At 30.4% G+C, this 22,967-nt stretch carries 20 protein-coding genes; 2 read left to right on the top strand and 18 right to left on the bottom strand.

The annotated features are described in order from the left end of the window. Positions 1–197 precede the first annotated feature (197 nt). Both ACZ5SO_RS02935 and ACZ5SO_RS02930 read right to left on the bottom strand, forming a co-directional pair. Positions 198–1,316 (bottom strand): IS110 family RNA-guided transposase, encoded by a 1,119-nt coding sequence (locus ACZ5SO_RS02935; protein ID WP_464625070.1) that lies wholly within the window; start codon positions 1,314–1,316, stop codon positions 198–200. A 314-nt stretch (positions 1,317–1,630) separates the two neighbouring features. After that, complete coding sequence (locus ACZ5SO_RS02930) at positions 1,631–2,725, bottom strand: LysM peptidoglycan-binding domain-containing protein (protein WP_464626674.1); 1,095 nt, start codon at positions 2,723–2,725, stop codon at positions 1,631–1,633. Positions 2,726–2,764: 39 nt separating this feature from the next. Between ACZ5SO_RS02930 and ACZ5SO_RS02925 the strand changes: the two genes are divergently transcribed. Further along, a complete protein-coding gene (locus ACZ5SO_RS02925; protein ID WP_464626673.1) occupies positions 2,765–4,384 on the top strand; it encodes a peptidoglycan D,D-transpeptidase FtsI family protein in 1,620 nt (539 codons plus the stop codon). On the opposite strand, the gene ACZ5SO_RS02920 is transcribed toward ACZ5SO_RS02925, so the two are convergent. The 16 genes from ACZ5SO_RS02920 to ACZ5SO_RS02845 form a co-directional block, all read right to left on the bottom strand. Then, the gene (locus ACZ5SO_RS02920) at positions 4,379–5,404 is read right to left on the bottom strand and encodes a hypothetical protein (RefSeq protein WP_464626670.1); all 1,026 of its coding nucleotides are present in this window, start codon (positions 5,402–5,404) and stop codon (positions 4,379–4,381) included. The two genes, ACZ5SO_RS02925 and ACZ5SO_RS02920, sit on opposite strands and share 6 nt — an antisense overlap. A 12-nt stretch (positions 5,405–5,416) precedes the next feature. Further along, positions 5,417–6,775 carry an ATP-dependent protease ATPase subunit HslU gene (hslU, locus tag ACZ5SO_RS02915; RefSeq protein WP_464626668.1) on the bottom strand — a complete coding sequence of 453 codons (1,359 nt, stop codon included), beginning with the start codon at positions 6,773–6,775 and terminating at the stop codon, positions 5,417–5,419. A 14-nt stretch (positions 6,776–6,789) separates the two neighbouring features. Continuing rightward, positions 6,790–7,332 carry an ATP-dependent protease subunit HslV gene (hslV, locus tag ACZ5SO_RS02910; protein WP_464626666.1) on the bottom strand — a complete coding sequence of 181 codons (543 nt, stop codon included), beginning with the start codon at positions 7,330–7,332 and terminating at the stop codon, positions 6,790–6,792. Position 7,333: 1 nt separating this feature from the next. Continuing rightward, on the bottom strand, positions 7,334–8,242 hold the full coding sequence (xerA, locus tag ACZ5SO_RS02905) for a site-specific tyrosine recombinase/integron integrase (RefSeq protein WP_464626664.1): 909 nt from the start codon (positions 8,240–8,242) through the stop codon (positions 7,334–7,336). Positions 8,243–8,364: 122 nt separating this feature from the next. Beyond that, positions 8,365–9,267 carry a tyrosine-type recombinase/integrase gene (locus tag ACZ5SO_RS02900; protein WP_464626662.1) on the bottom strand — a complete coding sequence of 301 codons (903 nt, stop codon included), beginning with the start codon at positions 9,265–9,267 and terminating at the stop codon, positions 8,365–8,367. Continuing rightward, positions 9,264–10,493: a cell division protein FtsZ gene (gene ftsZ, locus ACZ5SO_RS02895; protein WP_464626660.1), complete on the bottom strand. Its 1,230-nt coding sequence runs from the start codon at positions 10,491–10,493 to the stop codon at positions 9,264–9,266. The genes ACZ5SO_RS02900 and ftsZ overlap by 4 nt, the downstream gene beginning before the upstream one ends. A gap of 19 nt (positions 10,494–10,512) precedes the next feature. Further along, positions 10,513–11,748 (bottom strand): cell division protein FtsA, encoded by a 1,236-nt coding sequence (gene ftsA, locus ACZ5SO_RS02890; RefSeq protein WP_464626659.1) that lies wholly within the window; start codon positions 11,746–11,748, stop codon positions 10,513–10,515. Positions 11,749–11,752: 4 nt separating this feature from the next. Continuing rightward, positions 11,753–12,502, bottom strand: a complete 750-nt coding sequence (locus tag ACZ5SO_RS02885) for a cell division protein FtsQ/DivIB (protein WP_464626658.1) — start codon at positions 12,500–12,502, stop codon at positions 11,753–11,755. After that, the gene (locus ACZ5SO_RS02880; protein WP_464626657.1) at positions 12,495–13,685 is read right to left on the bottom strand and encodes an FtsW/RodA/SpoVE family cell cycle protein; all 1,191 of its coding nucleotides are present in this window, start codon (positions 13,683–13,685) and stop codon (positions 12,495–12,497) included. Before ACZ5SO_RS02880 ends, ACZ5SO_RS02885 begins: the two co-directional genes overlap by 8 nt. A gap of 38 nt (positions 13,686–13,723) precedes the next feature. Continuing rightward, entirely contained in the window at positions 13,724–14,695 is a 972-nt protein-coding gene (locus tag ACZ5SO_RS02875; protein ID WP_464626655.1) for an MraY family glycosyltransferase, read from the bottom strand. After that, the gene (locus ACZ5SO_RS02870; RefSeq protein ID WP_464626654.1) at positions 14,695–16,065 is read right to left on the bottom strand and encodes a UDP-N-acetylmuramoyl-tripeptide--D-alanyl-D-alanine ligase; all 1,371 of its coding nucleotides are present in this window, start codon (positions 16,063–16,065) and stop codon (positions 14,695–14,697) included. Before ACZ5SO_RS02870 ends, ACZ5SO_RS02875 begins: the two co-directional genes overlap by 1 nt. A 12-nt stretch (positions 16,066–16,077) precedes the next feature. Beyond that, a complete protein-coding gene (locus tag ACZ5SO_RS02865; RefSeq protein ID WP_464626653.1) occupies positions 16,078–16,359 on the bottom strand; it encodes a hypothetical protein in 282 nt (93 codons plus the stop codon). A gap of 55 nt (positions 16,360–16,414) precedes the next feature. Beyond that, positions 16,415–17,344 carry a 16S rRNA (cytosine(1402)-N(4))-methyltransferase RsmH gene (gene rsmH / locus ACZ5SO_RS02860; RefSeq protein WP_464626652.1) on the bottom strand — a complete coding sequence of 310 codons (930 nt, stop codon included), beginning with the start codon at positions 17,342–17,344 and terminating at the stop codon, positions 16,415–16,417. Beyond that, positions 17,344–17,805 (bottom strand): division/cell wall cluster transcriptional repressor MraZ, encoded by a 462-nt coding sequence (locus ACZ5SO_RS02855; RefSeq protein WP_464626650.1) that lies wholly within the window; start codon positions 17,803–17,805, stop codon positions 17,344–17,346. Before ACZ5SO_RS02855 ends, rsmH begins: the two co-directional genes overlap by 1 nt. Before the next feature lie 304 nt (positions 17,806–18,109). Beyond that, a complete protein-coding gene (locus tag ACZ5SO_RS02850; protein WP_464626649.1) occupies positions 18,110–19,717 on the bottom strand; it encodes a glycoside hydrolase family 57 protein in 1,608 nt (535 codons plus the stop codon). Next, a complete protein-coding gene (locus ACZ5SO_RS02845; protein ID WP_464626647.1) occupies positions 19,704–20,447 on the bottom strand; it encodes a DUF4912 domain-containing protein in 744 nt (247 codons plus the stop codon). The genes ACZ5SO_RS02850 and ACZ5SO_RS02845 overlap by 14 nt, the downstream gene beginning before the upstream one ends. A gap of 137 nt (positions 20,448–20,584) precedes the next feature. Between ACZ5SO_RS02845 and ACZ5SO_RS02840 the strand changes: the two genes are divergently transcribed. After that, positions 20,585–22,909 (top strand): DUF3536 domain-containing protein, encoded by a 2,325-nt coding sequence (locus tag ACZ5SO_RS02840; RefSeq protein ID WP_464626644.1) that lies wholly within the window; start codon positions 20,585–20,587, stop codon positions 22,907–22,909. The last annotated feature ends 58 nt before the right edge of the window (positions 22,910–22,967 follow it).

Here is a 22,967-nt window from a genome sequence, read left to right as displayed (position 1 = left end):
TATTTGGAGGTATTTTATTTGTCTATAGTTGTCAAGTTTTTAATAATTTTATTTTTTTCTATCTTTTTTACACATATTATGTTAGACCTTCTGGCTCAGGTCTTGTTTTTGGGAATTAATGTTGTTAAGCTAAAACTATGTTAGATGTTTTAGTTAACGAGGTAGCTCTTGTTTGAAATTAATTGGTTATTAATATTTCAAATGAGAGCTTCAAGTTTATAACGCTTTAATTTATTAAATATGTATTCTTCATCTACTATATTATAAATCTCACCATTCTTTAATAAAGCAAATCCAATAGATATCATTTTATTAGCTGTTGCAACTGCTGTTTTTTGACCAAACTTTCCTCTTTTTTCAAGTTTTTGCCAATACCTTGTAAGAGAACAATTATGATTAAAGTTTTTTATACTCCAAGCAGCTTGTACTATATGTCTTCTAACAGGCATACAGCCAAAATGAGAAACACTTAATTGTTTGTCTACTGAACCCGATTGATCTTTTCTAGGAATGAGTCCTATGTAATTTCTAAGTTGATCTGCCTTAGAAAACCTTTCTCCATTTCCAATGAAAGCTACTAAAGTTGCTGCTGTTATATCACCAATACCTGGTATTGATAACCAAGCTAAAGCTTCTTTAGGATGATTTAATAATATTTGAATAATTTTACTATGAATTTGTTCTTTTTGAGATTCTACTACTTCAATGTTACGAACTAATAAATTTGCACTAAAAATAGCTAAATCTTCCTTAAGTAATTCATCAACACAAGATTGTCTTTTTTCAGGATTTTTTAAATCTGATTTCTTTAAATCTGGATAACCCATACCTGTAAATATTGCATGAAGTTTATTAATTAATTTAGTTTGTAATTGAGAATATGCTATATGAAGTTTTATCAATGCTCTATCAGCTGATTCTTCTTTTGTAGGAATTGGTATAAGAACCCAATTTTCAGGATTAGCATCTCTTGCATATTTAGCAATCTTTGCAGCATCTTGCCTATCTGTTTTACAAATTGATTCAAAAATAATATGCAATTTCATTGGATTAAGGACATAAACATTAGATGCAGTGTGTTCTAAAAGATATCTTGCTAGATTAAAAGAAGAAGTTCCACCTTCCATAAATATTGCATCACCAACCTTGAACCGAGAAATTAAGTTATTTCTTCCTTGCTCATTCATCTTTTCATTAAAAAAAGATTTCTTTTGAAATCCTGAATCTCTTGAAAGTGTACATCCAACTAGAGTTTTTTTGGAAAGATCCAAACCGATAATTCTAGTTGCCGTTAATTCTTTAGGTCTGTCTATCATGGGCAGCCTCCTTAAGTTAAATTAACAGATTGTTGGGAAGCTTTATGAAAGGGAGTGACAAAAATGTCCTTCATTTTTATTATTGAGATTATCTCGAGAAGAATCTCGAGATATCTCCCTGTAGTCTTCGATGACCGGCTATTGTATCTTTTTTATTGAGGTATATCTGTATTAACAGTATCCATCACAAATACCATTACACGATCACCGGTTCCCATTCTCCGTCAAGAATAGGATAACACCTTTGACTTACCAACTATAGACATACTACTTTTTTTAGTGATAAGTAGATAAATTCTTATTAAAATTTTTACTTAGAAAAACGATTCAGGATCTAAAGGTAATCCACTTTGTATTATTTCAAAATATAGGGTATTGTCTTGGTGTGATACCTTGCCTATTATACTTTCTGCTCCTATTTCGTCGCCAATTTCCAAAGTTGTAGATTCTAAGTTTCCATAAATTGTTTCATAACCACCTTTATGAGATATCTTAACTATTTTCTTATCGTTTTTATTTTGAATATCTACTACAACTCCTTCAGCCGCAGCTTTGATAGACGATGAGGTCCTAATTAGTACACCATTTAAACTAGGCTCGTCATTGTATGGATTATTTTCTATAAATTGACCATATTTTGCTATAATTGTTCCTGACTCTGTCGGCATCAAAAAGTTATTTAATGCTGTATTTATTGCTGGATTAGCATTTATTTCGCTCATATCTGGAATAAAAATTTTATCTCCAATATCTAAACGTGTATCTGTTAGACCATTTATTTCTTGTAAAGTTTTCCATCCTAAATTAGGACAATATGTATTTGCTATTGTCGATAACATATCCCCAGATTTAACTATATAATAACTACCATTTCTATCTGGAATTGAAAGCTCAACACCTTCTTGTATTCCACTTATATTTTTTATTTCATTTATGCTAATTAAAGTTTGAACTTTAAGTCCATAAAGTGCCGCAATAGAATTTAAATCTTCTCCCTCTCCAACTATATGTTGAGTGAACTTAACAGCGCCATCTCTAGCCTTTGCACTTTGAACTTTAGAAATATCAAGAGCTAAAGTATTATCTCCTGTTGCAGTAGTTACTGGTTTAACATTTGTTTGTGATATAGTTGTCGTTGAAACCGACGTATTAGTTGGACTAGTACTATCAACAACTGGATCTATTGTTTCAATCTTACTTTGAGTATCTACAGATTCTACACTAGATTCTGTCGAAACTGAACTAGAGTTCTTTACGCTTGTAATATAATAATATCCGGCAATAATAGATAGAATAATTAAAATGATTAATATTAATATCATTAATCTATTACCACTTTTATGTGTCCTTCTATCTTGTGGTTCTTCAGGTTGAAGATTTCCATCCATATCAAATTTTTCTGTACTCATGTCGACATTACCTTATTCTTACTGTACTATAATTCTATCATGGATTCCACAAAAAAAGATAAAATATTTATTTTTGCAGAACTTTTTATAATCATATTATTTGCAATAATACTACTTAGAGTAGCTATCCTTATGATAAATGGAAAAAATAAAAGAGTAAACTACAAAGATCCAATTGTTGCAAATTCCATCATTAGAGGTAATATCTATGATAGGAATTCTAAGCTCTTAGCTATCGAAGTTCCATATTACAGTTGTAGCTTTAGAGTGGATAGAATTGATAATTTAAAAGAAATCGCAACTAAATGTGCTCCATTTTTAGATATGGACAGTGATGCTATTATTGCTAGAGCACAACAATATACTTATCAAGCTTTAATAAAATCAAGAATCGATGATGATAAAGTTGAAGCTTTTCAAAAATTTATAAAAGATAATAATCTTGTTAATTTAGTAAAAATAGAAAAAAAATATGGTAGAGACTATCCCTATACTTTTCACGCTGCCCAAACCATCGGCTTTGTTGGATATGATAATAATGGCCTTGAAGGACTTGAACATACTTTAAATGATATTCTATACCCAGGCCCTCAATTAAATGAATCAATTACTTATGGAGAGGATGTTTATTTAACCCTCGATATGAATATTCAATATTTATGTGATTTAGAAGTACAAAGGGTCAATGAAGAATTTAGTCCAGAAACTGCAATTGCAATTGTCATGGATGCAAAAAATGGAGAAATACTAGCCTTATCTAGCTACCCTTGGTATGATTTAAATAATTTTAGTGCAAGTACAATAGAAAGTAGAAAAAATAATACTATCTCAATGCTGTATGAACCAGGATCTGTTTTTAAAATTTTTTCTTATGCATCCTTACTTGAGTTAAATCAAGCAAATTTTGATGAACCTTTTTATTGTGATGGATCTTATGAATTTGACTTAAACGGCCAATCATTTACTATCAACTGTTCCCATGAACATGGTTTGGTTACTAAAGATACAATGTTAAAATATTCTTGTAATGGAGCAATTAGCAAATGGGCCTTAGAAACCGACTCTCAGGCGTTTTATGATAAGCTTATAGAGTTTGGCTTTGATTCAAAAAAAACTCTTCCCTTAAATGGAATTGCTAGATCTAGAATTCAAGATCCAACCTTATGGTCTCTTAGATCAAAGCCAACTATTGCGTTTGGACAAGAGTTACTGACAACTGCTATCAATATAACAAGTGCTGCTACAGCTATCTCTAATAAGGGGTATTTGGTTGAGCCAAAATTAATTAAACAAATTGGCGATGAAGAAACTCTTCCATCTTCCTCTTCTCAAATAATTAGTGAAGAGACAGCTCAAACTGTATTAGAAGATATGGTAAAAACTACCGAGGAAGGAGGAACAGCAATTAAGGCAAATGTGGATGGTATAAAGGTTGCAGCAAAAACAGGGACAGCTCAACTGTTAAATGAAGATTCAAAAAGTTATGCAGATGGACAATCTTTAGCATCTACTATAGCTATTGTTGATAGTGAAAATCCAAAATATATTATTTATTTTGCAGCAAAAGCCCCTAGTAAAAACTCAATATGGGGAAGCAATGTTGCCTCCCCTGCTGTAAAAAATATTATCGAAGGATTAATAGCCCAAAATAAATTATAGTAAATTGTTTTTATTTGCTGAATCCCACATCGATTTAAAATCTATTGTAAAACCATGAAATAAGCTCATAATATATGAACTATTTGCAGGATAAATACCACTTTCAATTTCTTTTCCATTACTAAAAAATAATAAAGGAAGGTTTTCTTCATTACAAAAGGATAACACATTCCCAATAGATCTTGCTTCATCACACATGGTAACTACTACACTTCTAATTTCATATTTTTCTTTTAATTGCTCATAAGTATGTTTTAACTCACTTAATTTATATCGAGCATTAATGCACAGAAAATGGCCAACATCTTCATCTTTTAAAACATCCAACATCGTTGATTTTAAATCTGCATCAATATCTCCAACATCTACAAATATTAGATCATTTTTTGTTGATTCAGCTTCAACAAATTGTCTCAAAGTTCTTGGATCTCCAACATGGGAAACCTCTAAATCATATAATTCACATATAGAATTGAGCTTAGAAGAGCCCCCTAAAGAAAGAAGAGAAACCTTTCTTCTTGATGACTCTTCCACATTTGAAGAATATAGTAGAGAGAGTTTTAACAAAGAAAGAGTTTTACCAACAGCAGAAGACCCATGTAGTACGAAAAATTTAGGTGGATTTAACATATTCTCTCTATCAATGTTTGCACTGTCTATTAAGCTATTTACTAAACTTAATTCCATTTCAGTTAAATCTGTGGCATCTTCCCAAATCAAATCTCCAATCACTTTATTTATTAAATCAGTTGAGAAATCATTTTTTACTAATATATTTCTCATTTTTGAGACTACTTCGCTTGGAGCCTCAATACTTTTAGGCTTAGCCATATTAGAGCTCTCACTATTGTCTTTAGCCTTTTGTTCAACCAAATAACATGTTATTGTACAAGAGCCTTTTTTTGCAAAAGAGGGTTGTGTATTTGTAAGAGTCTGAATCCTTACAGCACTACCATATCTTTGTCTTGCAATTTTAATTGCTTCATCATAATCTTTTGCTTCAATAGTAAGAAACTCCATTAGGCCACTCCCTTATAATATAAATCGTGAAAGATCCTGATCTTGAACCACATCAGATAATCTTTCATCTACATATTTTTCAGTAATTGTAATGGTTTGTCCAGCACATTCATCTGCACTAAAGCTTAATTCTTCTAATAGTTTTTCCATTACAGTATAAAGTCTTCTAGCTCCAATGTTTTCATTAGTAGCATTTACTTCATATGCAATTTCACTGATTTTCCTAATAGCTTTTTTATCGAATTGTATATCAACACCTTCTGTCTTTAACAATTCATGATATTGCATTGTTATAGCATTTTTAGGTTCAACTAATATCCTTTCAAAATCATCAGCTGTTAATTCTTCTAATTCAACTCTTAATGGGAATCTTCCTTGAAGTTCAGGAATCAAATCACTAGGCTTAGATACATGGAATGCCCCACTTGCAATGAAAAGAATATGTGTGGTATCTATTATACCCCATTTAGTACTAACTTTTGTTCCTTCAACAATTGGAAGAATATCTCGTTGTACACCTTCTCTAGATACATCTTGGCCATTTCTTTGACCTTCTGAAGAAGCTATTTTATCAATCTCATCTATAAAGATTATTCCCATTTGTTCAACTCTTTCTTTAGCTTCATCCTTTGCTTTATCTGGATCAACCATTTTTTGAGTTTCTTCTTCTCTTAAAATGTCTCTAGCTCTTTTGATTGTGCATTTTCTCTTCTTTGGTTGTTGGAAAATAGAACCTAAAGAATTCATAGCATTTTGTAAATCATCCATAGAAGTTGCACCAACCATTTCAATACCTACATTTGCTTTATTAGTTACACTAATTTCAACTTCTTTTTCTTCTAATTTACCATCTCTAAGCATCTGCCTAAATTTTTCACGAGTTGCTTTTGAACCTTCAGTAATTGAAGTGGAAGAAATTTCTGTAGTTGAAACGTTATTTAAAGGTATTAGTAAATCTAACAATCTCTCTTCAACTTTTTCTTCTACTTCTTCTTTATGGGCTTCACTCATTTCTTTAGTGACCATTTGCATAGCAATTCCCATAAGGTCCCTTACCATAGATTCAACATCTCTACCTACATATCCTACTTCAGTAAATTTAGTAGCTTCTACTTTAATAAATGGTGCATTACTTAACTTACTAATTCTTCTTGCTAATTCAGTTTTACCTGAACCTGTTGGCCCAATTAAAATCATATTTTTTGGAGAAACTTCATCTCGAATTTCTTCTGGTAATCTTTTTCTTCTAGTTCTATTTCTTATTGCAACGGCAATAGTTCTCTTTGCCTGATTTTGGCCAATTATATATTTATCTAGCTCTTCTACAATTTGTGAAGGCTTCATTTGATCTAATAATGGAATATTTTTCATTTTCTACCCTTTCTCTATTTTGATAATTCTTCAACGATAATTGAATTATTTGTATATATACAAAGTGAAGCTGCTATTTTAACACTCTTAACTGCTATTTCTTTTGCTTCTAAATCGACATTTGAGTCTAAATAAGCTAAAGCTGCCGAAAGTGCATAATTACCACCAGAACCTATTCCAATTACATCGTTTTCTGGTTCAACTACATCACCTGCTCCATTGATTAAGAAAATCTTATCTCCATCAGTTACAAGTAACATTGCCTCTAGTTGACGTAAAGATTTATCTGTTCTCCATTGCTTTGCTAAATCAACTGCTGCTCTAGTCAAATCTCCGTTAAATTGTTTTAATTTCTTTTCAAACAATTCGAATAAGGTAAAAGCATCAGCTGTTGTACCTGCAAAACCAGTTATAACTTTGCCACCATAGAGGTGACGTATCTTATGAGCATTGCCCTTAAGAACTGTATTTCCTTGAGTTACCTGGCCATCACCAGCAATAGCAACTTTACCATTTTTTCTTACTGCAACTATTGTTGTTCCTTTAAATGATCCCATATTATTTCCTTCCGTGTGGATGTGATTTTAAATACACATCCTTCAATTTTTTTTGCGATACGTGAGTATAAATTTGTGTTGTTGAAAGACTAGAATGTCCAAGCAATTGCTGAACCATCCTTATAGAAGCTCCATTATTCAAAAGATGAGTTGCATAACTATGTCTTAGAACATGGGGCGTAAAGCTTTTTTGCCAACCAAATTTCTCACGTTGTTTATCAAAAATACTCTCAACAGACGAAATCGACAAGGGTTTTCCTAAATTTGTTATAAATAATTTATCCCTTAGCTCTTTATCAACTATTTTTCTATCTCGTTGTATTTGATTTTTAGCTGTTAAATATTCTTTCAATAACTCTTTTGTTCTATTTGTATAAAAGACGACTCTCTCTTTTCGCCCTTTCCCAAATATTACAAAACTATTTTTATTTAAATCAATATCTCTGACACTTAAACTTAAAGCTTCACTGATTCTTATTCCTGTATCATATAATAAACTATATAAAACTCTGTTTCTCATTGAATTAAAATCAGTTACTTCTATTGTTAATAATTGAACAACTTCTTCTTCACTTAATACTGTTGGAAGTTTTCTCTCTCCCTTTTTTTGGGAAATAGTGCTAAAAATATCATTAGTTAATAAATTGTGTTTTCGACAATATTTTATAAAACTACGTTGACTAGATAGTTTTCTTGAAATTGTGCTCTTACTTAATTTTCTATCTTTTAAATACTTAACATATTTTAAGGATACATTTTGCTCCATATTAAAAAAATCTAAGTCTCTATCTTTAAGAAATTGCACAAACTCGTTTATATCAGTCTTATAACTTATTATTGTTTTTTCACTCATATTTCTTATATTTTCTAAAAATAAGATATAATTTTCTATAATTTGTTCAACTTCCATAGTTTTACCTTAATTTCAATATATCATAAGTAATTAATTAAACTCAAATGATAACTCACTTTTTTTCTGTTATATAATGTTGAATTAGTTTTTTTATTTACAATAATTAATATTATTATTGTTTATAATTTGTCTGTTTTTTCTTCAATTTCTCTATGATATTTATTATAAGTATCCTCTAAATCTCTATTACTTAAATGAGTATATATTTGAGTTGTTTGAATATCACTATGTCCTAAAAGTTCTTGCACTACTCTTAAATCTGCTCCTCCACGCAATAAATGCGTTGCAAAGCAATGTCTTAGGGTGTGGACATGAATATGTATTCCACTCTTGTAACAATACATCTCAAGACGTTTATTTACAGCTTGCCTAGTTAATTTATTCCCTCTTCTACCAAGAAAAATTATTTGTGTTTTATTTTTCACTAAATGAGCCCTAACATTATTCAAATAATAATTCAATTTTTCCTTAGCAATTTCTCCTAAGGGGACATATCTTGTTTTATCCCTTTTCCCTCGAACCACTAAAAAATCATCTTGGTAATTTGCTAATTCTAGATTAATAACTTCACTAACTCTTAACCCACAGCTATATATTAATTCAAATAAAGCCTTGTCTCTAATTGATAAATCATCTTGGTCATTAATCGAATTGAGTAAAGTATTTACTTCCTCTTCACTAACAACTTCAGGTAGTCTTTGGTTGATTTTTATAGAATCAATCAAATCAAATGGATTATTTTCTCGATATTTATTTTGAATTAAATATTTAATAAAGCATTTTAAAGCACTACAATTTTTTGCCTGTGAACGAGATGTTAGCTTTCTTTTATCTTGACTAATAATAAAATAGGTCTCAAGATCATCTACAGTAAATAAATCCAAGCTTAAATCATTTTCTTTTAGATATTGAAGAAAATATGAAGCTTGAGTTATATAAACATCGACGGTCGCATCTTGCAACCGTCTTTGATATAATAAATAATCTGAATATTCTTTAATTAGTAAAGAAAAATCTATCATTTTTTGCTTGAATCCTTTCTTTTTTGATATCTCAATACTGCTGGTATATTATAATCATCAGGTTCATTACCATTAGCTTGTGAGCCAATTCTTTGTTGTAAATCTTGCCATCTATTTACTGTAATTGTTGCCATATTTGATTTATCTTCATTTTCATTAGCAACTCTATCTGCTTTAGGAACATCTTCAACTTTCTTAACTTTTTCAGGTTGAGCTGTAAAAAGATGTTCACCAACATTATCACTAGCTCTTTCAAAGCCAGTTGCTACTACAGTAACTTTTACTCTATCACCTAAATCTGGATTAAATGATTGCCCTGCAATTATTAGAGCATCTTCAGCACAGTTTTCAGTAATCAATTCAACAACATCTTGGTATTCTTGAATTGTAAGTGAATCAGAACCTGCAAGATTAACTAATACACTTTTTGCTCCATCTATTGAAGCATTTGCTAATAATGGGTTACTTATAGCTTGTCTTGCTGCATCTACTGCCCGGTTAGCTCCTTCACCAAAGCCAATACCCATCAAGGCATCACCTTTTCCTTTCATAACTGTTCTAACATCAGCAAAGTCAATATTAATTTCTCCAGGTTCTGTAATTAATTCAGAAATCCCTTGTACACCCATATATAGTACCTCATCAGCCATCAAAAAAGCTTGTTTAATAGGTGTGTTATTTTCTACTACATTTAATAAATATTGATTTGGAATGATAATTAAAGTATCTACGTGTTCTCTCAGTTTATCTATTCCTTGTTGTGCTAAGGCTAGTTTTTTCTTTCCTTCAAAAGAAAAAGGTGTTGTAACTACAGCAACTGTTAGGGCATTAGCTGCTTTTGCAACTTCTGCAACTATTGGAGCGGCACCAGTTCCTGTTCCACCACCCATTCCTGCAGTAACAAAAACCATATCACAATCTTCAACTTCACTCTTAATATCTTCTTTACTTTCTAAAGCAGCTTTTTCGCCAATTTCTGGAATACCACCAGCACCTAACCCTTCTGTTAAAGCTTTTCCTAGGGTTATTCTTGTTTGTGCATTAGATCTTTGTAAAGCTTGCATATCTGTATTCATTGCAACAAAAGATACTTTTTTTAAGCCACTAGCAATCATACGATTAATTGCGTTACCACCGGCTCCACCAACACCAACTACTTTAATGTTAGTTTCTACAGCCTGATCTCCAGAAATCATATCTTGCACTTCAAACATTCCAACATCCATAAATTCTATCCTTTAATTTTTACAATAAAGATTTGAAGAAATTCAAAACTTTATGTCCAAATGTTCCATCTTTTTTATTATTCTTCTTCTTACTAGAAGATGATTCTATATGCTTTTTAGCATTACTTTTTAATAAACCTAATACTGTAGTATATCGAGGATTTATATAATTTCTATCCAATCCACCTAAAGCTTCAGGAAAACCTACTCTACAAGGTAACCTAAATATTTCACTAGCTAAATCAGTAACTCCTGATAAAAGAGCCCCGCCTCCAACTAGAACTACACCACCACCGATGTTTCCTAAATCAGGAATTGTTAACAATTCATTTTGCAATCTAGAAAATATTTCAGCCATTCTAGCTTCTATTACTTTTGCAAGTTCTTTTCTTGGCATTTGTATAGCAGGAAGGGAACCTACACTTGGTATTGTAAATAACTCATCATTTGAAACTGAGGGAACAAAAGAATGCCCATATTCAATCTTGAGTTGCTCTGCTATGGCTTTAGGTTTACTAAAAATTAATGCTATATCGTCTGTTACAGAATTACCACCTAAATTTACTCCACCTACATATACCGGAGTTCCATTTCCATAAACTATTATATCAGTTGTGCCAGCCCCTATATTTATTAATATAGTGCCCATTTCTTTTTCTTCTGAGGACAAAGTTACATCAGCATCGGCTAAACTTTGAAGAGTTGTTCTTTTTACGTTCAAACCTAATCTTTGTACACATTTTCTATGTGTTTGGCAAAGCATGGAACTAGCTGTTACAACCAAGACTTTTGTTTCTAATCTTCTACCAAGCATGTCAATTGGGTCTTTAATACCACTTCTTCCATCAATTTTAAAGTCTTGAACTAATAAATGAACAACTTCTCTATCGGATGGTAATTCAAAAGCTTTTGCAACTTCCATGCTGCGAATTACATCTTCTTTTTTTATCTCTTGATCTGGATCACTTATTCCAACAACGCCTTGGCTAATTGTTCCTTTTATCGATTCTCCACCAACACCAATTACTACATCAGTTATCTCTGTACCTGCTAACAATTGGGCTTCATTTATTACACTGTTTATCGAACGGACTGCCTGTTCAATGTTAATAATTGAACCATGCAAAACACCTTCACTGGCTCTTTCACAAATACTGTCGACCATAAATTGTTCGTCTCGGCCTATAGATCCTATTACGCATCTAATAGTTCCTGAGCCAATATCTAACCCCATCAACACTTTATCTACAGCCAATTACTCACCCTCCGAAAGGCATATATCTTTCAATAATAGCCCCATGGTATACATCTAGTACAGTCTTTTCCTCTTTATTTAAGCTACCTTTTTGTGCAAAAGATATTGCTTTTAAAAGAATTTGTGAGCTAACTTGCTCACGTACCCTAATTACTGTATTAGTATTTTCTATTTCTAGCTCAAAAAAGCCAAAACTATTATTAACATTATTATCGTATTTTACGCTACTTATCAAGTAAGCAAATTCATTTAATAAGTCAAGTTTCTCAATAAAATTATTAAATTTACCTAAGTTATCCTGTTTAAGTAGCGCATTTAGTACATCCTCAAGCATCTCAATTGTTATCAAATGAGTATCTAAAAGAGAAATATCATCTTCATTTATTTTAGAGATTCCTTTTTCACTTAATAGTGCATAAGAATTACTTTCAATTACATGTATTATAGCATTAACTTTAATTTTTTTTAAGTTAATTCTCAATTTTTTTGATATGGTAATTGTAGCTTTAGCACTTTCTATAAAAGGATTTAACTCTAACTCATCTTCAATTGTTCCACAATTTATTTTCAATATATTCATGTCATTATATTTATTTAAATATTTAACTACAGAAGGAGGTGTCTCTCCTTCATCACAAGAGATTATAACTTGGGAAATATTTAAATAGGAGGAATTATATAAAAGCAAAAATATTAAAACTATAGCTACTATTACAATAGATAATAAAATTAATGTCCTATTTCGTTTATTCAAAATAAAGCTCCTCATAATCACTCTTATAAGAATTTTTATCTGATAACCTTAGATTTTTATCTTTATTATCATTTATTGTTTTTGTTTCAAACATTATTTTATGTACGATTGAAACTAGTATTATAGTAAAAAATAAATTTGTCCCACCTTGAGAGAAAAAGGGAAGAGGAATTCCTGTTGGCGGTAATAAAGAGGTTACAACCATCATATTTATGATAGCTTGGATTACAATTGAGGTTGTAATACCAAAAGAAATAAATGAATATAATTTATTTTTATCATAATTTTCTTTTGCTACCTTATATCCTATATGTGTTAGAACAATAAATAGTATAATTAAAACTAAAACACCAACAAAACCTAGCTCTTCAGCAAGATTTGCAAAAATAAAATCGTTTTGAACTTCTGGCAAAATCCCATTTTTGTAATAACCCATTCCAATTGACTTACCAAAAAAACCTCCACTTGCTATTGCTTCAAGAGAATTTGAAATTTGATAATTCAACCCAGAAGGATCTAAAGATGGAAAAACAAAAGAAATAATTCTTTTTATTCTGTAGCCCTGAGAGAATAATGCTAGAAATGCAGGTAAAACTAAAAAAGATGCCATAATTGTGATTATTTTAAAATCACAGCCACAAATTAACAATAGAGTAAAAGAGCTAACAAGAAAAACAATGGTAGTTGAATAGTCTTTTTGTAAAAGAATTAATAGTGCATTTAATAATACTAACCCTAATGGAATAAAATCTCTTTTGCTTCCATTCTTATAATATTTGGAAATAAATAAAATTGTTGCTACTTTAACAAACTCTGAAGGTTGAAAGCTAGGTATAGGGCCAATAGCTAACCATCTTCTAGCTCCTAATACTGAAACACCATAGGGAGTAAATAGAGTTATTAACATTAACAAAATAGATAACAAAACTAGTGGATATGTAAATAGTTCTATTATTTTAAATGGAATATAATGAATTATTACAGATACAACAAAGGCTAATAATACAAAAATAAATTGTTTTTTTAGAAAATAATCATGATTTAATGAATGTATTAAAGCCTCATAATATGAGGCACTATACATAACAACTAATCCATATAAAACAAGCGAAAGAACTACTGCAAAATAGACAAAAGGAGATAGAAAAAAATCATTTTTATCTACTAGATTTTTTTGCCTCATGTGTCCCTCACTTATCTGTATAAATCTTTTTAACTTTACTATTTTTTAAAATAACAAAAAAACATTAATGCTAAAATAGAAAATAATGTTGATATTCTAGTAAATTGACTTACTATGTTTACCTCACTTTTCCCTTGTTTTTCATACATATGATGGATTGGTGCAATTGAAAATACTTTTTTATTAAAGACTCTTATTGCTATTATTTGTATTAGTGATGAGACTAATTCAATACTGACCATCATTGAGGCAATAATAAATACACTTGAGATTTTTAGTGAAAATGCTATTAGAAGTAAAGTTGCTCCAAGTGACATTGAACCACAATCTCCCATAAAGTATTTCGCTGGGTATTTATTAAATCTTAAAAAGGCCAAAACGCCTCCTAAAATACTGAAGTTTAAAATTAAAACTATTTTATTATCCGGTACTATAAAGCCAATTAAAATTAATAAAATACATAAAGGTAAACTTACATAGCCAGCTAGACCATCTAATCCATCAGTTATATTAAATGCATTGACAAAATACACCAGTAAAAAAATCATTAACCCATTTTCTAATAAGATTAAAAATATACTGTCTCTATTTAGAAAAAATAAACCAGTTGCTATATAATTATTGTGTGTTCCATAAGTAATAAATACTGTAGAAATTACAAATTGCCAAACTAATTTAGTTAAACTCTTTATACCATCTCCATTATCACTATTTTTTTTATAATAATCATCTATAAAGCCTAAAAGTGCAAAACAAAATATTGCTGAGAGCATAAAAACTAGTCTTTCACTAAATTGTGCAAAAATTAAGGTTGATATTATTGTAGAAGAGATAAAAGCTAATCCACCAACATTTGGTATTGTCTCTTTATTTGAATGAAATCCCTCAAGCTCTGGTTTTGATTTACTAACTAAAGAAGTAGCTTTATTTAACAAAAATAATGAAGATAAATAGGTTAATAAATAACTTACTACAAAAGGTAAAATAAATGTATAAATAAAATTCTTCACTAACTTACTCCTTGTAGTGTGGGGATTAACCTTTCAATAGCCATAGCTCTCGATCCTTTTAGTAAAAATAAATCTCCTGGGTTTTTATTTTTATCCACAGCGTGTGTTAAATCTTCAAAGTTATCACTATAGAATAGCTTCCCTTGATAATTTTCTTTTTTTAAGTAGTTATATGCACTTTCCATTTCTTTTCCATATAAAAAGGCTGAGGCTAAATTATTTTTATATAAACTTTTTGCAATTTCTACATGAGCCTTTTTCGAACTCCTTCCAAGTTCTTTCATACTTCCTAAAACAACTTTCTTTTTACCTTGCCATTGTACCCTTCTCAAATAATTTAATATTATATTTGTTGAAATAGGTGAAGCATTATAACAATCTTCAATTACTGTTATATCTCCATCTACAATAGAGCCTCTACCTCTCATTGGTTGGAAATTAGATAACCCTTCTAAAATATCAGTATCATCAAGACCTAGTTTTCTTGCAACTGTAATTGCTCCAACAACGTCTTCTAATAAATGCTCTCCTAAAATTGGTAATCTTATTTTTTTATTACTAATAAAAAGATCTACACCTAACAACCCTTTATCTTCAAATTTAATATCTTTATATGAATACTCAATTGGTAAATATCCAAGATTTTTTACTAATATGTTTTTATATAAACAATCTTTTGACACAAAGGCCATATCTAAATTTTTATGAAAAATTTTGCCTTTTTCTTTAGCTATCTTTCTAACTGATCCCAATTGTTCAATGTGAGAACTACCAATTCTTGTAATTAAAGATTGATTTGGAGTCAACATAAATAGATGTTTATCCATTTCTCCTTTATGATCTATTCCTAATTCAAAAACTCCATACTCCGTTGTTTCATCAACTTGTAATAATGAAAGAGGTAAACCTATTTCGCTATTATAATTTTTTGGAGTATAAACTGTATTTCCATAAACAGATAACAGTGCTCCTAAAGCTTGTTTTGTAGTGCTTTTGCCAACAGAACCTGTTATTGCTGTATAATTAACGTTTGGAAATTGTGCAATATAATTTTTAGCAAGTTTTTGTAGACCATCTAAAGGTGAATCGATTGCCAAAACCCCAACGTCTTGATTTTTGATTTTTGCTAGAGTTTCTGGAATTTTTTTTGTTTTTATTAAAACCGCACAAGAGCCTTTATCAATGGCAGCATTAATAAAGTCATGACCATCTACATTATGGCCATCAAGACAAACAAATAAACTATTTTTATTTGCTTTTCTTGAATCTATTACAACATCTAAAATTTTTTTAGATGTTTGTTTTATCACAGTGGCTTGCGCAAATCTAGCAACACTAAAGATTCCATATTTATAGGTTGAAAAAGCCATATTAACCTTCTTTTATTCATGATTTGCTACCTGCAAATCTAAATCTTGTAAAAGCGCCATTTGATAGACACTTTCAGGTGTTTTTAAAGAACTAATTAAACTTAATTCTTTATTTCTTCTTTCAACTAATAACTCTCTCTCTTGCATCAACTTAGATTGTTCTAATTTCGCACTTTCGTTGAGGCCATTTAAATAAGCTGGAGCAAAAAGGCTTGTAAAGGTCGCTGCAAGAGTAAAAACAGTTAAAGCATGAGAAACATTACCTCTTTGACTCTTTTTTATATCTTTAGTCATCAACCTATCTCCTTTTTTCATGAGCTTAATTAAATATTTTTAATTAACACACAATTCAAATTCTCTCAATCACTCTTAGCTTTGCACTACGGCTAGGAGGATTCCGTTTTACCTCTTCTTCACTTGCGACAATTGGTTTTTTAGTTAGAATTTTAACTAAAGGTTTAGTGTTGCAAGTGCAATAAATAGCTTCTGGAGGACATGTACAAGTTTTTGCAAGGTCTTTAAATGTCCACTTAACTATTCTGTCTTCTAATGAATGAAATGAAATTACTGCCATCCTGCCACCAATTTTTAAAGCTTTAGTGGCATTTTTTATTGTACTTTCGATTCTATCCAATTCGCTGTTCACCTCAATCCTTAAAGCTTGAAAAGTCCTTGTTGCTGGATGGATTCTCCCATGCTTGTAATTTTGAGGAACACATTTAAAAATAATACTCTCTAGTTCCGTAGAACTTTTTATTTCATTAAGCTTCCTAGCTTCACAAATGGCCTTTGCAATCCTTCTTGAGTACCTCTCCTCACCATACTTATATATTAAGTTAGCTAGATCGTCCTCCGAATAGGTATTAACTACCATTTGTGCAGTAAGATAACTATCTTCATTTAATCTCATATCGAGCTTTTCATCTTTTTTAAAAGAAAAACCTCGATTTGCCTCTTCATAGTGATAAACACTAATTCCCAAATCTATTAAAACTAAATCAAGGGAAGGTCCATCATAATTTTTAAAATATTCATCAAACCAAGTATGAACAGCTAGAAATCTATCATTAAATTCTTTCATTCTATACTTTGCTTTTTGCTGTATATGCTCATCACAATCTAATCCGACAACTGTCAAATTTGGATAAGCAGATAACATCATAAAAGTATGACCACCTTCACCTGTAGTACAATCCACCATTATTGGATTTGTATCTGTTGGAGGGATTAAATATTCTTTTACTTCTTTTGCCATTACAGGCATGTGAACAAATTCCATTATTTTTCCCTCGTTTGTTGTTCATTTAATGTACTAAATAGATTTGCACTTGCTTCTTCTATTTCAGCACTTTCGCTCATCATTTTATAATTTACTATGCTCCAAATTTCTAAAAAGGAACCAAAATTTAATAAAATTCCTTCACTCTTACTTGTAAGACCTACATCATCTCGTAAAGCTCTAGGTAAACTCAATCTTCCTGATTTATCTACCACTACCTCCGATGCAGGTGCTACAAATCTTCTTAGAAGCATCCTACTATTTCTATCAAACATAGAAACCGCACTTCTATTTATGGTTTCTTTTATGAGTTTAAAATCATTTTCCATAATTATTTGCAGACAATTTTCAACACCATAAGTTAAAACGTAAGTCTGACTTTCAAATATTTCCCTAAGTCTAGAAGGAACTTGAAAGCGACCTTTTTCATCTATAGTAATTTTGAAAATTCCTGTATCCACTCAAAACCTCTGCATTGTGGGTAAAAGAGCTTACTCCACATTTCGCTATAATTCTATACTATTTGCCACTTTAACACAACTGTATTTTTTTTTGAAGTCATTTTAACTACTTTTTGGTAACAAATAGTTGTTTTTTGTTTAGTAATTGTTAATATTTTGAATCTAAAATATGTTTTTAGAAAAAGAATTACTTTTTTTGGTAATTAACATAAAAGTAATTTCAAAAAGAACTTAAGAATTTTCTTTGTAAAAAATAAAACCTAGAGGTAAATCTCTAGGCTTATAGAAGGCTGTATGTATCTTATTAAATATCGGTACAATTTGTAAATTCAAATATATTGTAATCAATATTTGGGAAGATAGCATCACGCGATTCACTCTTAACTAACCATTCAGTATTTACTGCATTTTTACACATATTTGAATAAACTACATTAAAGTTTGCTAAATGAGAAATTAACTGATTTTTAGCAAATTGAGAATTAGTATCATTGAAAATCATGTATGGCCAATCACAAGCCATCGCTAATAAGACTTCCCTAGCAGCTTGATCTAAAAATCGTTTTTTCAAGCTTTGCTGATTAGGGAATCTTTCAGCTAACTCTACCATTCTTTCAATTGCTTTATGAGTATGTCTATATATCCAATTATTAGAACCATCTAGCCAAATCTTTGCAAAACCACCTTCACTCCAAGAAGATAAACAAGGCTTAATTACTTTGAAATTTTTATAATCAGTATTTATAAAATCCTTAGGACTTATAAAAGAGACTGATGCACATTCACTATTTTGCTCAATTAGTAATGTCTCTAACCATTGAATGCCTTCATACCACCAGTGTCCAAAAAGCTCTGCATCAAAACATAAGGTAAATAAAGGATCTTGTCCATTCAAATTAGGTCTTACACTTCTTCCTTTTTGAGAAATATTATAGACAAAATTTAATGCATGTTGTTGAGCAATTTTCATTGCTTTCTCTTTATCGTAATAATCTTTATCTGGTCCTTTTTGAGTAATTGCCCAATATTTAAATCCGGTAAACACTCTAGCCTCAGGTTCATGAATATATGGCCCTATATATTCTATTGGTAAATCGTAGCCAATGTCTCTATAAAATTCCCTATATTCTTTAGAAGATGGATAACCATCATGAGACCAAACTAAAGAAGTTGTTTGGTAATCCCTTGGGAAAACTGAAACACCATTTTCAGTTCTAGTTGGCCTATAAACACCTGTCTCACAACGTGTTTCACTAAATAAAACAGATTGAGAAGATGCAGGAAAATATGAAATTTTATGTTTAGCAAGAATTTTTTCTAAACCTGGATAATAGCCACATTCAGGCAACCAAAATCCATCAGGCTCATATCCAAAAACTTCTATAAAAGTTTTAATTCCTATTTCAACTTGTGCATTTATAGCTATTGGATATTCACTGTAAACAGGTAAAAAAGCATTAGTAGCAGCGCTTGCTAATAATTCAAGATAACCTTGCTCTTTTAATTCTTTAAAACCTTTTAAAATATTTTTATCATATAAATTAATATATTCTTTATAATTTAATTCTAAGTTTGCAAGATAAGTTTTTGCCATATCTAAGGCTTGAGGTTGTTCTTTAGCACATCTTTTTACTTCTTTCTTACCTAACTCAATATGGAGTTTTAAATAATTAATATAACGTTTTTGTAATAAGGGATCTATCAACATTGTAATTAATGTTGGTGAAAAACAAATACTAATCTTATAACTTATGTTATTATCTCTAAGCTTTTTTAGCATTCTTAGTAGAGGTAAATAAGATTCATTGATTGATTCAAATAACCAATCTTCTTCTAAGAATCTTTCATGTTCAGGGTGCCTTATAAATGGCATATGAGCGTGAAGAACGAAATTAACATTAGTGTTTGCCATGATTATCTCCATGAGCTAATTTTTCCATTACTGATTTAACAACTAAAGGGTCTTTATAATCACCTTGTTTAGTAATTATCGAAGAAAAGGATGAATTGAATAAAACTGGATTATATTCTAACTCTTCAGAATGCTTAACCCAATATGGAAGTGGTACACTTAAAGCAAGTGATTGAGCTAAAGCAACTATGACTCCTGCATCATTTTTAACACATAAGGAAACTTGATAAGTACAACCAAGTTCTGCTAAATTTATACTCCAACAAGTATCATCTTTGCTTACATTTATATCATAATATGATGTTTCATTTGTTTCTATGTTAGTAGAGGTAACTCTAAGAAATACGTTTTGTAGATATGTTTCATCTTCTTCTAATAATTTTGCTTTTGAAAGAGGCGAAATAGACCAATAAGCAAAGCCCCAACTTAAATCTGACAACATAAAATGTATTGAAGTTTCCATATATAATTCTGTTAAATCTTCTACACCTGGTAAGTCAGCCATTTCACTTTGGGAAAGTGAATCAGTCAAGGAATTTACATATCTTTGACCACTAGTACTTTGGAGGCGATAATTTAATTGGATAGACCCATCAACTATATCAAAAATATCGCTAAGTTCTTCAATTAAATCATCTTTGCTTAATTTATCATAATCTTCAACGCCTTCTTGTTTAGCAAGATATTTCAATTCTTGAAAAGATAAATTCCCAATATCAACAAGTATCATAAATAGATATCCCCTTTTAACTCAACGTTAAGTTATGGTAAATAAAACTAATCTTTTGGTCAACCGTATGTATCTATAAAAACACTATATAGCTAAGCTTCTACACAAAAAAATCTTAATGTGGTATATTCCCTCTTATGAGTAACACAAATAAAAAAAAACTTATTTTACACGGTCATTTTTACCAACCACCTAGAGAAAATCCTTTTACTGGAATTATTCCTAAACAACACTCCGCTGCTCCCTTCATAAATTGGAATGAAAGAATCCTTCAAGAGTGCTATGCTTCTAATACTAGTAGTAGGTATTTAAACGGTGAAGGTAAAATACTATCCTTGTCAAATAATTTCGAATATATATCATTTAACTTTGGTCCTACCTTATTATCTTGGATCAAAACACATCATAAGGATGTTCATGATAAAATTATTGAAGCTGATAAAAAAAGCTTACAAAGATTAGGTCACGGCAATGCTATTGCACAGGGATTTAATCACACAATCTTACCTTTAGATAGTCTAGAAGATGCTAAGTTACAAATTAGATGGGGAATTGTAGATTTTAAATCTCGCTTTAACAGAATGCCTGAAGGAATGTGGCTTCCTGAAACAGCAGTAAATGAAAAAGTTATTGACATACTTGTTGAAGAAGGTATTAAATTTATTATCCTATCCCCTTGGCAATGTAAAGCTATAGAAGATAAAGATAAAAAAATAATTCACTTAAGAGATAAGCCAGCCCCATATGATAGGCCTTTTTATATAGAAGGTGAAAAAGGTAACAAAATAAGTGCTTTTTTCTACAATCCTCAATTAGCTGAAGGAATTAGCTTTGGCCACCTATTAAGAGATGCAGACAATCTTTATAATGTAATAAAATCAATAAGCGATAATGATAAAACTAATTTAATTCATACTGCAACAGATGGAGAAATTTATGGCCACCATGAACCTTTTGGGGATATGGCTCTTGCAGCATTGATAAAAAAAGTTAACCAAAGAGATGAGTTTGAATTAACTAATTATGCTACAATTCTTGAACAAAATCCTCCAACTAGTAGGGCTTACTTAAAACCTGGTGAAGATAATAAAGGCACTAGCTGGTCTTGTTTCCATGGAGTTAGCAGATGGTATAAAGATTGTGGGTGTCACACTGGCGGAGAAGCTAATTGGAACCAAAAATGGAGACTTCCACTTAGAATAGCTTTCCAAAACAATGCAAATCGCTTACAACAAATTTTTAATTCAAGAATTACTGAAATATTTAATTCTAGTATAAAGCCATTGCAACTGTTGTTAGATTTTGCACCAGTGGCTTGCGAAGAAATGGAAATGAAAAATTTCATCGATAATCTTGTCTCTTCCCATAGTGAAGCTAAAGGTTTTGAATCTGAAATTGCTGCCCTTCTTGTTGGTATTAAAAACTCCCACTTTTCTTTCACCTCATGTGGGTGGTTCTTTAACGACTTAGCCGGTTTAGAGCCTATACAAAATATTAACTACGCACTATATGCTATAAATTTATTTCAAAAATTCACTAATGAAAACTTATTATCCCCTTTTCTGAAAGATTTAAAGCTTGCTAAATGCAATAACAAAAAAGATGGAGATGGAATGACTCTTGCCCAAAAATCTCTAAATTTACTCCCTGGGGAAGTAGAAGCTTCTTTATATTTTATTTTAAACAGATTAATAGCTAATATCGATTTGTATGATAATAAATATGGTAGATTTAATTTAACAAAATACATGATTGTTGAAGAAAATATAAGTCTTGAATTTTACGATAGTATTTCCCTTAGAAAATTCAAAGGAGAGGCCATTCTTGATGAACACTCTGGCGAAACGGGTTTTGAATTATATTTAACTTTAACAGATAAAGTTTCTAATTCTACATATCATTATACTATAAACAATAAAGATGTAAACGAGAGAATCGTTGACTTAACCTACAATTGGATTGAAAGATCTTTAAGTGTAGTAGATGATATTGAATTAAAACAAATTGCAAGAGATATAGATAATTATTCTATGATATCTAAAGGTTCTAAATTCGCCCCTAACGACACAATATTTATTGAAAATATTGGAACTTGTTTAAGAGCACTAAGATCTCTTTTTATAACACCTAATACTTTGACATGGGAATCAAAAAAACAAAGTATAACACACTTGATAGATTTTATTATGATTCAAGGACGCAAAAAAGAAAAAGATACTGTTAAAAGAATTTTTAATGATGAAGCTAAATCGATAGCTCTTAGAATTAGAAATGAAGGGCTACATAACAATTTGATTGAATATATAATTAACTTTTTAGATATGGCTCATGAGGAAAAATTAAATCTAGAAATGAAAACCTTACAAAATGTTGTATATTCATTTATGGATCAAGATTTAGAAAAATTAAATATAGATTCTTCTCTATTTAATAAAATGAAAACTTTATTGAACTTTGTTTAAAATATAAAAGACGCAATTAACTTTGCGTCTTTTTATATATCACTATAATATAATTTTT

This window comes from Pleomorphochaeta naphthae (assembly GCF_055396005.1).
The sequence above is the reverse complement of the archived record's forward strand: the minus strand, read 5'-3'. Positions and strand labels throughout refer to the sequence as shown.